The 15,076-nt window shown below is 33.6% G+C and carries 11 protein-coding genes; all 11 read left to right on the top strand.

Features of this window, described 5'->3' with window-relative positions; all coding sequences use genetic code 11:
* Positions 1 to 363: 363 nt before the first annotated feature.
* The 11 genes from thrA (at position 364) to GQ47_RS11225 (ending at position 14,935) form a co-directional block, all read left to right on the top strand.
* A complete protein-coding gene (thrA, locus tag GQ47_RS11175; RefSeq protein WP_035648456.1) occupies positions 364 to 2,811 on the top strand; it encodes a bifunctional aspartate kinase/homoserine dehydrogenase I in 2,448 nt (815 codons plus the stop codon).
* Positions 2,812 to 2,961: 150 nt separating this feature from the next.
* On the top strand, positions 2,962 to 3,882 hold the full coding sequence (locus GQ47_RS11180; RefSeq protein WP_035648457.1) for a homoserine kinase: 921 nt from the start codon (positions 2,962 to 2,964) through the stop codon (positions 3,880 to 3,882).
* Between the two features lie 85 nt (positions 3,883 to 3,967).
* Positions 3,968 to 5,257, top strand: coding sequence for a threonine synthase (gene thrC, locus GQ47_RS11185; RefSeq protein ID WP_035648459.1), 1,290 nt, complete (start codon positions 3,968 to 3,970; stop codon positions 5,255 to 5,257).
* 275 nt (positions 5,258 to 5,532) lie between these two features.
* Entirely contained in the window at positions 5,533 to 5,919 is a 387-nt protein-coding gene (locus GQ47_RS11190) for a hypothetical protein (RefSeq protein ID WP_035648461.1), read from the top strand.
* A 168-nt stretch (positions 5,920 to 6,087) separates the two neighbouring features.
* Positions 6,088 to 7,548, top strand: a complete 1,461-nt coding sequence (locus GQ47_RS11195; RefSeq protein WP_035648463.1) for an FRG domain-containing protein — start codon at positions 6,088 to 6,090, stop codon at positions 7,546 to 7,548.
* 263 nt (positions 7,549 to 7,811) lie between these two features.
* Positions 7,812 to 8,633: a hypothetical protein gene (locus tag GQ47_RS11200; protein ID WP_035648465.1), complete on the top strand. Its 822-nt coding sequence runs from the start codon at positions 7,812 to 7,814 to the stop codon at positions 8,631 to 8,633.
* A 194-nt stretch (positions 8,634 to 8,827) separates the two neighbouring features.
* The gene (locus GQ47_RS11205; protein ID WP_035648467.1) at positions 8,828 to 9,199 is read left to right on the top strand and encodes a hypothetical protein; all 372 of its coding nucleotides are present in this window, start codon (positions 8,828 to 8,830) and stop codon (positions 9,197 to 9,199) included.
* Between the two features lie 73 nt (positions 9,200 to 9,272).
* A complete protein-coding gene (locus GQ47_RS11210) occupies positions 9,273 to 10,214 on the top strand; it encodes a class I SAM-dependent methyltransferase (RefSeq protein ID WP_035648469.1) in 942 nt (313 codons plus the stop codon).
* A 17-nt stretch (positions 10,215 to 10,231) separates the two neighbouring features.
* A complete protein-coding gene (locus GQ47_RS23180; protein ID WP_081909345.1) occupies positions 10,232 to 12,748 on the top strand; it encodes an FAD-binding protein in 2,517 nt (838 codons plus the stop codon).
* A 76-nt stretch (positions 12,749 to 12,824) separates the two neighbouring features.
* Positions 12,825 to 13,352, top strand: coding sequence for a hypothetical protein (locus GQ47_RS11220; RefSeq protein ID WP_035648472.1), 528 nt, complete (start codon positions 12,825 to 12,827; stop codon positions 13,350 to 13,352).
* Positions 13,353 to 13,402: 50 nt separating this feature from the next.
* Positions 13,403 to 14,935, top strand: coding sequence for a S10 family peptidase (locus GQ47_RS11225; RefSeq protein WP_035648475.1), 1,533 nt, complete (start codon positions 13,403 to 13,405; stop codon positions 14,933 to 14,935).
* Positions 14,936 to 15,076: the final 141 nt, after the last annotated feature.

Consider the following 15,076-nt stretch of genomic DNA (forward strand, 5'->3'; position numbering starts at 1 on the left):
ACTGCGTAAAATATGTTAAAACATCAACTTAACATATTTAATTTTAACAAATACTCAATATTGATTTTTTGAAATTTGAATTATTAAAATATTCGCAAAAAGCCTTTCAGAGTTTTTAATCCTACTTAAAAGCTGTACTTTTGAAAAATCAAAAATGAAAAGTAACAGCACAAAATATCAATCTACAATGACAGTTCAAACTAGAACTGCAATTGCTGCTACCATTATTTCTACTACAACTACTACTACCCCTTAGGGGTATACATTTTCACATATAATCCTAGGTTACCTATACTTTTTTCATGAAAGAAGAGAGTTATTGGATACATAAAAATATTTGCATAAAAAGAAAAAAATATCAAAATGAAAGTATTAAAATTTGGCGGAACTTCGGTTGCCAATGCTCAAAATATAAAACTCGTTCTCGAAATTGTTAAACAAAAAGCTGAAAAAGACAAATTAGTTGTTGTAGTTTCTGCACTTAGTAAAGTAACCGATTTACTTCAATCAGCGGCAGCTAAAGCGGCAGCAAATGACGAAAGCTTTAGAGAAGTTGTTGCCGAAATCGAGAAAAAACACCTTGATACATTAAAAGAATTGATTCCTGTAAGCGAGCAAAGCAGTTTGCTGAGCCACGTAAAAAGAATCATTAATCACTTAGAAACTTTGCTAGACGGCTGTTTCTTGCTTGGCGAATTATCTCCAAGAACTGCTGATACTATTTTAAGTTTCGGAGAATTATTATCTTCATTTATAATTGCGAAGGCATACGAACAAATTAACAATGATGCGGTTTATAAAGACAGCCGTGAGTTGATTAAAACAAATGCTGATTTTGGAAAAGCGGTTGTGAATTTTGAAATTTCAAACAAATTAATTCAGGAATATTTTGCTTCGAATGAATCAAAAATCAATATTTTACCTGGTTTTATTGCGCAGACTTTAGACGGAATCACTTCTACTTTAGGACGCGGCGGATCTGATTATACGGCAGCCATTATTGCCGGAGCAATCGATTCAGAACAACTTGAAATCTGGACTGACGTAAACGGAATGTTTACTGCAAACCCAAAAATCGTAAAACAGGCACAGCCAATTGCAAACATTTCGTATCAGGAAGCGATGGAATTATCGCATTTTGGTGCCAAAGTTTTATATCCGCCAACAATTCAACCTGTTTTAAGAAAAAATATTCCAATTATGATCAAAAATACTTTTGAACCAGAAGCTGTAGGCACTTTAATTTCTGATACCGTTTTATCAAAAGATACTGTTGTAAAAGGAATCAGCCATATTGATAATATTTCGCTTTTAACTCTTGAAGGCTCAGGAATGATTGGTGTTGCGGGTTCATCAAGACGTTTGTTTGAAGTATTGTCTCAGGAAAAAATCAACGTAATTTTTATTACTCAGGCTTCTTCTGAGCATTCAATTTGTATTGGAATTTTAAATTCGGATGCTGATAATGCCGAAGCTGCAATTAACAGAGCTTTTGAAATCGAAATTGCACAGAACAAAATCGATCCTTGTTATGTAGAAAAAGACCTGTGCATTATTGCTTTGGTTGGTGAAAACATGAAAAATCACCAAGGTTTAAGCGGAAGAATGTTCAGCACTTTAGGAAAAAATAACGTAAACATTCGTGCGATTGCGCAAGGTGCTTCCGAAAGAAACATTTCGACTGTAATTAACGAAAGAGACGTTAAAAAAGCACTGAATAGTTTACACGAAAATTTCTTTGAAGAAAACACAAAACAGCTGAACTTATTTGTAATGGGTGTTGGAAATGTGGGCGAAAAATTCATCGAGCAAATTCACAATCAAAGAAAGTTTTTAAAAGATAATTTAAAGATCAACGTTCGCGTAATTGCTATGTCAAATTCAAGAAAAATGCTTTTTGATGAAGACGGAATTTCTTTAAAAGACTGGCAATCGACTTTAGACAAAGGTGAAGCTGCAATTCCGACAGAATTCATCGCACGCGCCAAAGAACTGAATTTACGTAATAGTATTTTCGTGGATATTACAGCAAATGCAAGTGTTTCTGAAATGTATGAGAAGTTTTTAAAAGAAAGTATTGCCGTTGTAACTTGTAATAAAATTGCCTGTTCATCTGCGTACGACAACTATAAAAAACTAAAAAGCTTATCTCGCCAATACAACGCACCGTTTTTATTTGAAACGAATGTTGGTGCGGGATTGCCAATTATTGATACTGTAAAAAACCTTATTGCATCTGGTGATAAAGTCCATAAAATTCAGGCCGTTTTATCTGGAAGTTTGAACTTTATTTTCAATAATTTTGATAAAAACAATTCTTTCCACGATGTGGTTAAAGAAGCCGGAGTTCAGGGATTCACAGAACCAGATCCGAAAATCGACTTAAGTGGCGTTGATGTGGCTCGAAAAATCCTGATTCTTATTCGCGAAAGCGGTTACGAAATGGATATTGACGTCATCGCAAACGAATCGTTTTTACCAGCTGAATGTCTATCAACAACAAACAACGAAGACTTTTTTGCTTCGTTAATCAAACATGCTGCTCATTTTGAAGGTATTTACAACGAAGCTTTAGCGAAAGATTCAAGATTGAAATATGTAGCGCAATTCGAAAACGGCAAAGCAAGCGTTGGTCTGCAATTCATTCCAAAAGATCATCCTTTCTACAATTTAGAAGGAAAAGACAATATCGTATTGTTCTACACAGATCGTTACGTAGATCAGCCTTTATTGATCAAAGGAGCCGGTGCCGGAGCTGCAGTTACAGCATCAGGAATTTTTGCAGATGTTATTCGAATAGGTAATATTTAAAGGTGCTAAGGTTCTAAGATGCTAAGGTTCTGAGTTTTTTTTCAAAACTAATCTTAGCCTCTTAGAATCTCAAAACCTTAGAAACTAAAAAATAAAAAGTTGCAAAGAAACCTTAGAATCTTAGCATCTTAGAACCTCAGAACCTTAAAAATGGAAATTAAACTTTTTTGTCCCGCTACAATCGCCAACCTCTCGTGCGGATTTGACGTACTTGGACTTTGCTTAGACAATGCGGGCGATGAAATGATTGTTCGAAAAGTCGATCAAAAAGGAGTTCGAATCACTAAAATTGTCGGTGCCGATTTGCCTTTGGAAACCGAAAAAAACGTTTCTGGAGTTGCTGCTTTGGCCATGCTTGAAACTTTAGGCGAACTAGATTTTGGATTCGAAATCGAAATTTACAAAAATATCAAAGCCGGAAGCGGAATCGGAAGCAGTGCTGCAAGTTCTGCTGGAGCGGTTTTCGGAATAAATGAATTATTGGGAAAACCTTATTCCCGTAAAGATTTGGTTCAGTTTGCGATGCAGGGTGAGAAATTAGCCAGCGGAAACGCGCATGCTGACAACGTTGCTCCTGCCCTTTTAGGCGGATTTACTTTGGTAAGAAGTTATGCGCCACTTGATATTATCCGAATTGACAGTCCAGAAGAATTATACGCAACGGTGGTTCATCCTCAAATTGAATTAAAAACATCTGATGCTCGTTCAGTTCTTAAACAAAATGTTTCCCTAAAAAGCGCTATCATGCAATGGGGAAATGTGGGCGGATTGGTTGCAGGTCTTTACACTAAAGATTACGATTTAATTGGAAGATCTCTTCATGACGAAATCGTAGAACCTTTAAGAAGTGTTTTAATTCCAGGTTTCGATCAAATCAAACAAACGGCATACGAAAACGGCGCTTTAGGTTCTGGAATTTCAGGTTCTGGTCCGTCGATTTTCGCTTTAAGCCGAGGAAAAGAAACCGCCGAAAAAATCGCAAAAGCCATGAGCGACGTTTACGAAAAAATGAATTTGCCCTATGAAATTCACGTTTCGAAGATTAATCCTGATGGCGTAAGAATTATATAAAATAAGTAACTAGTACTTAGTAATTAGTTCTTAGCTTCAAAACTAAAGACTAATCACTAGGAACTAATCACTAATCACTAAATAAATGAAATACTACAGTTTAAACCATAATGCCCCAAAAGTTTCTTTCAAAGAAGCCGTAATACAAGGATTAGCGAGTGACAAAGGATTATATTTCCCAGAAAACATTACCGCTTTAGATCCGTCTTTTTTTGATAAAATCGAAAGTTTAAGCCACGAAGAAATTGCTTTTGAAGCGATCAAACAATTCGTTGGCGATGAAATACCTGCAGATAAATTAAAAGAAATTATTGCCGAAACTTTAGTTTTTGATTTTCCAGTGGTGAAAGTCGAAGACGGAATCTATTCGTTAGAGTTATTTCACGGTCCTACAATGGCTTTTAAAGACGTTGGAGCACGTTTTATGTCACGCTGTTTGGGTTATTTCAATAAAGACAAAAAAGACGCTAAAAACACGGTTTTAGTTGCTACTTCCGGAGATACAGGCGGAGCCGTTGCGAGCGGATTTTTAGGCGTTGACGGCGTTGATGTTGTCATTTTATATCCGTCAGGAAAAGTGAGCGATATTCAGGAAAAACAATTGACTACTTTAGGACAAAACATTAAAGCGCTTGAAGTTGACGGCGTTTTTGACGATTGCCAGGATATGGTGAAAAAAGCGTTTTTAGATGAAACTTTGGCGCATAAAAACCTGACTTCGGCGAATTCTATTAATATTGCGCGCTGGTTACCGCAAATGTTTTATTTTTTCTTTGCTTATAAAGCGTTGAAAAGCCAAAGCAAACCTTTAGTTTTCTCTTGCCCAAGCGGCAACTTCGGGAATATCTGCGCCGGAATTATGGCAAAGAAATTAGGTTTACCAATTGAGCATTTTGTTGCATCTACAAACATAAACGACACGGTGCCAAGATACTTAGAAAACGGAAAATACGATCCGAAACCTTCTAAAGCAACAATCTCTAACGCCATGGATGTTGGAAACCCAAGCAACTTTATCAGGATTCAGGAATTATACAATAACGACTTAAAAGCTTTCGAAAAAGACTTTTCTTCTTACAGTTATACTGATGAAGAAACACTAGTCGCTCTAAAGAAAATTTATAACACAGACGGTTATATCGCAGAACCACACGGCGCTGTTGGTTATTTAGGTTTGAAAAAAGAGCTTGAAAAACACCCGAACGCAATTGGTATTTTCTTAGAGACAGCACATCCTATTAAATTCTTAGATGTTGTTGAACCTGCTTTAGGCATTACACTTCCTATTCCTGCCCAAATTGAGAGTGTTATTAATGAGAAGAAAGTTAGTGTGAAGATTAAGAGTTATGAGGAGTTGAAGAGTTTCTTGGGGTAAAAAACATATAATAAATGATTAAAGCGAGTAAAGTTTTTACTCGTTTTTTTTTATTCCATAACCCCTAATAAATATATCAACTACGGAAATCCGTAAAAATTAGCAATGAAAAATACTTATATTTGAAAAACAAGAAAACAAAACAAACCTTCGCTTATATACCCGATTTTAGGAGTACATGCAAAAGTTTATTTCGCATAAAAATGAGTTATGAGCTAGTTTATTGCAGTTTCGTAAATTCAATAATCTAACACAACTTTTAAAAATAAAAATCTATGGACAAATATTTAGTTTATGAAAATTGGAGAGCCGAGAATAAAGCAGTCGTCCATAAAAGTGATTGTGGACATGCGAAAGATGGGAATGAAAGACTTCAAGATTTAACAGCTCCAAATGATAGATGGTTTGGTCATTTTAACTCATTAGAATCTGCAATTGTTTTTGCTTCATTACTTCCACGTAGAGAAATGAAACTTTGTAAAACATGCTTGTCTAAAATGATAGTGTTTGGTAATTCAAATTTAAGAAACACCGTAATTTCTGAAGAACAAGCCGAAGAATTACTACGAGATTTAAGAAATAAAAAAATAGGTGAAATTTTAAGTGATAATAATCAGAAGGAATCGAGAAAGGAAAAAATAAATAGAATTTTGGATAAATAAGAAAACCAGCTCATAACAGCTACTACAACGGATTTGGGCAATTGGGCTTAATGAGAAGTTGGTTTTGTATTTGGAATGATTTGGCAAACCCGAACAATGGGCTTAATTTAGCCCCAAACCCGCTGTAGTACCAGAACGTTGTGCGTAATTGTCCAGAACCGAAAAAATATGGCCGAAACATTTAGAGTTGAAAATTTATCTCAAGCAATAAATCTTGCTGAAAATTTTAAATTATCAGGGAAATATAATCTATTTAGAGGACAAGCCCAAAATTGGAAAGTTCAATCTACAATCGGAAGACTTTCTGAAAATTCTTTCGAAGAAGCTAACGATAAATTAATTCGTCTTTATAGATTCTTTGAAACAGAAAAGCCATTACAAAAATATAAAACAAATATTGATTGGTTTTTTGCTGTTGCACAACATTATGGAATTCCAACTAGTTATTTAGATTTCACAAGTAATGTTGAAATTGCAACATATTTTGCAACAAACTCCAAATCTAATAAAGTTGGAGAAGATTGCGTAATAATATGCTTAAATGAAGACGATTTCACGAGGTTTATTAAATTAACTGATATAATTTACAAAAAAGAAAAAGTAATTCCTCCATATATTGCAAGAATAAACGTTGATAATCTATGGAGACTTCAAGCGCAAGAAGGCTGTTTTCTTTTTACGCCTTTCACAGAAATTGAACAATATTACGATTTTGACAAAATAATATTTCCTTTTGATGTTGCATTTGATAAAATAACAAAAAATGAAATTTACCCAAAACGTAAAAGCGAATTAGAAATTTTATTAGACCAATATTTTAATTCCGAGAAAAGAATATTGGGACAAAAAACATTTGCAAATTTTTCTAACGAAACAAAAATACCAACTGTACATTTACCAAATCTTGATACAAATAGAGTATTAAAAAACAAGCATATTCATAGTAGTTGGGAATCAAATGAATTTAAATATTGGCAATATCCTATTAAAGAAGAATGGATAAAGCAATGTTTAGAAATTACAATTGAAATCAATTTTTCTCTTATAAATTCAATCGAAAATCAAATAGAGAATATTAAAGATCAATTGACAATTAAGTTTAAGAATGTTGATAGAAAAACTAAACTAAAGTTTGAAATATTAACAAAACCTAAACTTACTAAAAAGCTTACTGCCATTGTAAATCAAAGTTGCTCACGAATTTGGGATGGAACAAGAAATCTTCCTTATACTTATGAAGAAATAATTAATTTTATAAGTCAATATATTTGTTTAGAAATACATTTTCATAAACATGATGAAACTTATTCAATATCAAAAGAGGAACTTATTGTGTTAGAAATGACAAATGAATATGGAAGTATAACAAGATGTCATGCATCTCCAAGCAAAATTGTATCAACTTTTAGAGATGATTTAAATGAAATCTTAATTGATGACTTAACAGAAAACATAAGTTCGGAAATATTACTACACATAAACATTCCAAACTTATTGTTTGACTTCAAAAAATTAATAACCTTTTTTAAAGATGAGTTGGTAATATATCAAGTTTTATATAATAGCGAATTAGAAAATCCTGTAATATTTTATACTCCAACTCAAATAAAAATTTGTGGTTATGCATAATAAATATAACAACTACGTACAACACCCCCGCTCGTGAACACAAAGAAACTCACAAGCCAATCGAAAACGTTCAAAAGAGTGACGCTCGCGCTAGCAAATGAATAATATTTCATCCTTTTAAAATAGTTTTAAGCCACAAATAAAGAGATTTTTACGCTCTTTGTTTGTGGCTTTTTATTTTTAAACAGATTAGTTTTTTGTAAGTAAAATTGCTATGTTTGACACTACTAATAAACTAAAATTTAATAAATCCCTTTAAAGAGATGCAACAAAAATTACTCAAAAAAACCATTCTTAATTCCTTAATTATTATCTTTTTTATTTCTTTAGTTTCCTGCAGAAGAGATAACCCCAAAATCACAATTGTGGGGAATGGCAAATCGGACACGTTAATTTTTAATTCCGAAGACACGTTGATTACGCATGGCGTTTTAGACACAATCAGGCTTTCTTCTTATAGTAATCACGAAGTTACAATCAACGGCTCAAAACCTTTAAAATTTAGAGTTTCTGATAAAGACGGAATTTTAAATACTTCTAAAAATGAATTCATCTTATTCAACGTGGAATTTCAATCGGATGGAACAGAAGCGAATCCTATGGAGGCACTGGAAATACATGCTGATTCCTATGTTAAAATTGATTCTTTCTTGATTTGCAAAAAAATATTTGAAAAGGAATTACAAGATACCAATAAACTGAATTTAGTTCTAGATTCTATCGCTGTGAGCAAAAACGGGAATTACAAAACGTCTTATCATGATCGCGACTATTCGTCTTATTATGATGAAGATTTAACGGCTTCTTTTTATGGATTCAAAAAAATTGGCGCAAGTAATATCTTTATTGAAAAGACCTGGGACTATGATCTCAATGAGGAAATACCTGAAGAAATTTCGGTACAAACTAATAATAACAATTACAATCCCAAAAACTATATTCAAAAAACGGATAAAACAGCAATTGTAATGGCTAAAAGCTTTTTAAGATATGCTACAATAAATATTAGCGAATATGCTGTGATTAACATTAATGAGCAATTAAGAAAGAGAGCAAAAAAAAGTCCTCCGTTGGCTAAGCGATAGGACTAAATAACGCTTTCAGCAGTTCTCCTGCTCTACGAAGTCTACTTAATTAATAGCTACGATTGCTGTGCGAAGTCTCCCGACTTCGTATCCATTCCAATGAGCAATGCAAACGGAATATAGCAACGGGTGCAAAGTCAGGAGACTTCGCACAACTGTGACCGACGTTAGTATGTTAATAAAATTAAAATTGCATGAAACGAATTAAACCGGAAGAAATAACAGAGAATTTAAGTGAAGAACAGTTAGAAATTTTAGCTGAAATGATGAGTGAAACACCAACATCTATAGAATGTCGTGAGTGTTACAAGAAATTGACCCATTCACAATTATTTCAAGTTCATTACAAACGAGGCGAGTTAATCAATCGAAAAGAACAAGAACGGCTAAACGCTATGACAGAGGAAGAAAGGAAAAAAGAGGATGAAAAATGGAAAATATGGTACGAGAATTTAAGTCCTAATGATTTTCATGGCAACATGGGAGAACCAACCACGTTAAATGAATACAAAAGCAAATACGGCGTTTATCCTTATGGATATGATGAAAATGGAAATAAAATCTAACATTCTTCTTTATCTATTTTGAATTAGCATTTTGTAAGCAAAATCATTATGTTTGGTAAAGTAAAACCTACTTATGAAGAGACGCAATTTCCTCAAAACAACACTGCTTTTTGTTGCCTCAGCGCAAATGTTTCCAAATACGGTATTGAATTTCGCGACAGAAGTTCGAAACAACTTCAAATACATTTATACCAATGCGAAGCTTAAAAATCAGTTCTTTTTGTTTTTAAAAAATGTTTTCAATTTATACCCTGAAAAGGAATTCCACGATTTAATTTACCAAAATACCATTTCGAAAAATACCGATAAAGAGATTTATTTGGCAACGCAATCCAAATTGGATGACATTACGCCTATGCTTTCGAGTTTTCGGTATCAGCTTCCGGCTTTGATGCATCAAAAAAATGAAATGTCGGAGGAGACGGTTTCTTTACTTGGCGAAGGCACTAAATATAACGGTTATTTAGAAATTGGTTCTTCGGGAAGATATTTAGATTATCTGGAAGAAAATGTTTCCATCAAAGGAAAAAGATATTATGCTGATGGAAGAAAACCCAAATATTCTTTCTCTGAAATGGTCGATCGCGGTCAAATTGCTGTTGGTGCAGAATATATTCCGTTTACGAATTACAAAACCAAATTTGGCGATCATGTTCCGCACAATAGTGTTGATTTGGTTACGATTTATATTGGTTTTCATCATTGCCCTTTAGAATTGCGAACGCAATATATTTCTTCAATTCGCGATACTTTGCGAGTGGGCGGAAAAATGATTTTAAGAGATCATAATTGTGATACTGAAGATCAGAAAGTATTAGTAGCACTGGCGCACGACGTTTTTAATTTGGGCGTAAACGAAACCTGGGAATACAATGCGAAAGAGGTTCGAAATTTTTATTCTTTGGATTTTATTATTGTTTTTGTGGAAAATATCGGGTTCAAGTTTCATAAAAAAACCTTGTATCAAAAAGGTGATCCAACCAAAAATGCCTTAATGCTTTTTACCAAAATCTAATCATTGTACTTTCTTCTATGAAAAAAATCTACCGTTTGGTTAAGCTTCTCTTCGCCTATATTCTAAAAATCGTAAAATTTATATACGCCGGAATCAAAAAGTCAATCCGATATATTAATAGCAAAAAACGCTTATTCATTCCGTTTTACAGTTTTATTGCCTTTGCGATTTATATCTTTTTATTGATTCAGTTTTCGGGAGATTCAGCATTTGAAACCACTTTAGAAAACAAAACCTTAAACGATGTCACGCAATTAAATCCGATTCAAGTTAATCAGATTATCAAACCTACAACGGCAAACGAAATTGTTTCTGCGATAAAAAATACCACCGGACCTATTTCTATTGGCGGAGGAAAATATAGCATGGGCGGACAAACGGCTTTTGAAAACAGTTTGCATATCGATATGCGTTCTTTCAACAAAATCATCAATATTGATAAAGAGAAAAAGCAAATTACGGTACAAGCCGGAATTCGTTGGCGCGATATTCAAAAGGTAATCGACCCTTTGAATTTGTCGATAAAAATCATGCAGACGTATTCTAATTTTACGGTTGGAGGCGCGATATCGGTAAATTGTCACGGAAGATATATTGGTCATGGCCCGATTATTTCATCGGTTTTAGAAGTCAAAATTATTACGGCAAACGGCGAAATTATCACTGCGAACCGCGAAGTAAATAAAGATATTTTTGATGCTGTAATTGGCGGTTATGGCGGAATTGGTGTTATCGCCGAAGTTACTTTGCAATTGGTTGATAATGAGAAAGTAGAACGATTTCATGAAGTCATGCCAATTGAAGAATACAAAGCGTATTTCGACAAAAACATCAGAAATAATAAAGATGTTGTTTTTCAGAATGGCAATTTGTATCCGCCGAAATATGACAAAATAATGAGTGTTTCGTGGCAAAAAACGACAAATCCATTAACGGATACCGATCGATTAATTCCTGAAGATGAAAATTATTGGGTCGAATCACATTTAACCGGAGTGGTTTCTTGGGGAAATTCAGGAAAATGGATTCGCGAATATGCTATTGACCCTTTGTATTTTATTCCAAAAACAGTACGTTGGCGAAATAAAGAAGCGAGTTATGATGTAAAAGAATTAGAACCTTCGTCGCGCGAAAAAGATACTTATGTCTTGCAGGAATATTTTATTCCGGTGGAAAATATAAAATCTTTTATTCCGAAAATGACTGAAGTTTTTCAGAAGAATAAAGTAAATGTTATTAATGTTTCTTTGCGTCATGCGCTTCCAGATCATGAAAGTTATTTGTCGTGGGCAAGGAAAGAAGTATTTGCCTTTGTGGTTTATTACAAGCAAAATACCGATCAGAAAGCAAAAGATCAGGTAAAAAAATGGACACTTGAAATGACGGATGCGATTTTGAGCGAAAACGGAACCTGGTATCTTCCGTATCAGCCTCACGCAACGATTGAACAGTTTAAAAAAGGCTATCCAGACAGCGATAAATATTTCGCATTAAAAAACAAATTAGATCCTGATCAGCGCTTTACGAATAAGCTTTTAGACAAATACAATCCGTATGCGAAAAGCAAAATTGCTGAAGAAAAGAAAAAAATAAAAGACTATTTCAGAGCCGAAGAACAAACCGTTTTGACAGTTCCGGAATGGTATTTAGTGTACAATCCGAAAGAATATGCGGATTATCTGGAAAGCGGTAAAAATCCGTCTGATTTTCCTTTTTACAAATCGATTGATGAATATTGGAAATTGTATGACCGTTCGATAAAACTGACTTCTGAAGCGTATCCTGAAAACGGCGAATACAAAACCATGTTACAAGTTATTGGCGTTAGCATGACAATGGAATATGGCGCGAAAATCCTTTATGAAAATACGATTGGAAGGTTCTTTGCTTTATTTGCAGAAGAAAAAAACTCCGAAGCAGAAAAGACAATTATTGAAGCACAGCGCGCGTACAGCGATTTCATTTATCAAACGGCTTGGTATGAATTTAAATTTTTACCGTGGGTTAAAAAAGTCTGGACGGCTTCTGAAAATTCAGATCACAGCATTCTTCGCAAATGGGAACGAACTTTTATTTTTACATTAGAATTTTCATTTAAAGCTTTCTATTCGAAACTTATTGAGTGGGGCGCAAAATCAAGCTACGAAACACCTTCTAATTTGATTTATTTAATTGTTTCGAATGTTGATTCCATTAAAGAAAATCTGAACTTAAAAATCATTAAACGAGATCGCGATAAAATGATTATTGCCGTTACACGTTGGGAGATTTTCACAAAAGAAATGATAAAACTTTCGAATCAGGATGTGAAAATCTATGAGATTTCTGGGAATGATGAAATTGCAGTTTCTACAATTGAAAACTCGGTTAATAAACCCAATTTAAAAGAGGTAAAATTGTTATATCAGTCCGAAATTGTGACGGATGACAGTTTAAAACGAAATGTATATTTTTTATCAGTTGAAAAACTATTGCCTTTTATTAAGGATTCTAAAAAGAACAAAATGATAATTGAACATGTTTATGATTATTGAAAATAATTTTTACTTTCATTCGCAAAATTTTCCAATAATATAATTTTATCCAAATCGAAATAATAAATTAAACATAGTGATAAATATAGAAATTCCATTTAATAAGGACATTTACACCGAACAATCCAAATTACATTTTGATACCGCTTGGGCAAAAAATTTAAAGACGAACAGAACAAATAAAATCATTTCAATAGTTACAACATTGCTTGGAATTCTGATTTTAGTTGGAAAAAACAATGTTGGGGGAATTTTATTCATGATTGGATGGTTTGGTTTCTACTTGGTTTATCGTACGAATACATCCTATAAACAGAATAAAAAAAAATATTTTGAAGCCATTTCTAATGAAATAAAATCCAGAGAAATTGCATCGGATTATCCTATTTGGGAACTTCATGATGATTACTTTCATTATAAAGATTATCAACATGATTTAAATTTTAAATGGCCAGCAATAGTGAAATATACCAGAATTGATGAAACAATATTTGTCGACTCAAAATTAGGAATTCGATTTATGTTATCTGAAAAAGAAGTTGGAAAGGAAAAATTTGAAGAAATAATCGTATTCCTTGATCGCAAAATAATTCCTATTAGTTAAAAAATCTTTTTTTATATCTTTAAAAGCTATAATTATACATCCTAAATTCTATGAAAAAAACATTAATCTTATTTCTTTTAGCTGGATTTTTAACTGCCTACGCTCAGGAATCAAAGCCGGATTCAAAACCGAAAACGCCTCCTGCAAAAGAAGAAAATTCGCCTGCTAACCTTACTTTTAATCCAGATTCTCAAGTTGTCACAAATCATACAACTACAATAAAAGGACAAAAAATTTCTTATAAAGCAACTACCGGAACTATGCCTGTTTGGGACGAAGATGGAAAAGCAATCGCCGGATTATTTTATACGTATTATGAGCGTTCTGATGTTAAAGATAGAGATTCACGTCCTTTAGTTATTTCATTCAATGGCGGTCCTGGATCTGCTTCAGTTTGGATGCAGATTGCTTATACGGGGCCAAGTTTGTTAAATATTGATGATGAAGGATACCCTTTGCAGCCTTACGGAATAAAAGAAAACCCTTATTCTATTTTAGATGTTGCTGATATCGTTTTTGTAAACCCTGTTAATACAGCATATTCAAGACCTACAAGCAAAGAAATCCCTGCTGCAAAATTCTTCGGCACAAATGCCGATATCAAATACTTGGCTGATTGGATCAATGGTTTTGTAACCCGTACGAATCGTTGGGCTTCGCCTAAATATCTAATAGGTGAAAGTTACGGTACAACCCGTGTTTCCGGATTAGCACTTCAATTACAAAACAATCAGTGGATGTATCTTAACGGAGTGATTTTGGTATCTCCAACTGATTTAGGAATAACGCGTGGAGTTGTTTCTGATGCTGCTCTTAAATTACCTTATTTTGCTGCTACAGCATGGTATCATAAAAAACTTAGTCCTGAACTTCAAAACAAAGATTTAACGGATATGTTACCCGAGGTTGAAGATTTTACCATCAACGAACTTCTTCCTGCATTGAGCAAAGGAGGATTTTTGGAAGAACAAAAAAGAAAAGAAATTGCCGCTAAAATGGCACGTTATTCTGGTATATCAGAACAAGTTATTCTGCAAAACAATTTAGACGTTCCTTATGATTATTTTTGGAAAGAACTTTTAAGAGATAAAGGCTACACAGTAGGAAGACTTGATTCAAGATACAAAGGAATTGACCGTAAAGACGCTGGGGAAAGCGTTGATTTTAATGCCGAACTTACATCTTGGCTGCATTCGTTTACACCTGCTATCAATATGTATGTACGTAATAATCTTAACTACAAAACTGACTTTAAATACAATATGTTTGGTCCGGTGCATCCTTGGGACAGATCTAATGATAAAACAGGGGAAAACCTGAGACAAGCCATGGCTCAAAATCCATATTTGCACGTAATGGTACAATCAGGATATTATGATGGTGCCTGTGACTACTTTAATGCTAAATACGATTTATGGCAAATGGATCCAAGTGGAAGACTAACAGATAGAATGTCATGGAAAGGATACAGAAGCGGTCATATGATGTATTTGAGAAAAGCTGACTTAGAAACTGCAAATGAAGACATCAGAACATTCATAAAACAATCATTACCTAAAGCTAGCGAACCAGCAAAATATTAAATCTGATTTCTTTGTTATAACAAAATCAATTGCCTCCAGCTTTAGCTGGGGTTTATTTTTAAAATTAAATTCGGCTTTAGCCAAAAAAAGTTAAAGATTAGGCTAAAGCCATTTTCTAATGTAATTTTGTTCCTCCAGCTA

The organism is Flavobacterium sp. ASV13 (genome assembly GCF_000745775.1).
In the GTDB taxonomy this organism is placed as follows: domain Bacteria; phylum Bacteroidota; class Bacteroidia; order Flavobacteriales; family Flavobacteriaceae; genus Flavobacterium.

Coding starts and splice junctions, on each gene's coding strand:
- thrA (WP_035648456.1), top strand. CDS start 364: ATGAAAGTATTAAAATTTGGCGGAACTTCGGTTGCCAATGCTCAAAAT.
- GQ47_RS11180 (WP_035648457.1), top strand. CDS start 2,962: ATGGAAATTAAACTTTTTTGTCCCGCTACAATCGCCAACCTCTCGTGC.
- thrC (WP_035648459.1), top strand. CDS start 3,968: ATGAAATACTACAGTTTAAACCATAATGCCCCAAAAGTTTCTTTCAAA.
- GQ47_RS11190 (WP_035648461.1), top strand. CDS start 5,533: ATGGACAAATATTTAGTTTATGAAAATTGGAGAGCCGAGAATAAAGCA.
- GQ47_RS11195 (WP_035648463.1), top strand. CDS start 6,088: ATGGCCGAAACATTTAGAGTTGAAAATTTATCTCAAGCAATAAATCTT.
- GQ47_RS11200 (WP_035648465.1), top strand. CDS start 7,812: ATGCAACAAAAATTACTCAAAAAAACCATTCTTAATTCCTTAATTATT.
- GQ47_RS11205 (WP_035648467.1), top strand. CDS start 8,828: ATGAAACGAATTAAACCGGAAGAAATAACAGAGAATTTAAGTGAAGAA.
- GQ47_RS11210 (WP_035648469.1), top strand. CDS start 9,273: ATGAAGAGACGCAATTTCCTCAAAACAACACTGCTTTTTGTTGCCTCA.
- GQ47_RS23180 (WP_081909345.1), top strand. CDS start 10,232: ATGAAAAAAATCTACCGTTTGGTTAAGCTTCTCTTCGCCTATATTCTA.
- GQ47_RS11225 (WP_035648475.1), top strand. CDS start 13,403: ATGAAAAAAACATTAATCTTATTTCTTTTAGCTGGATTTTTAACTGCC.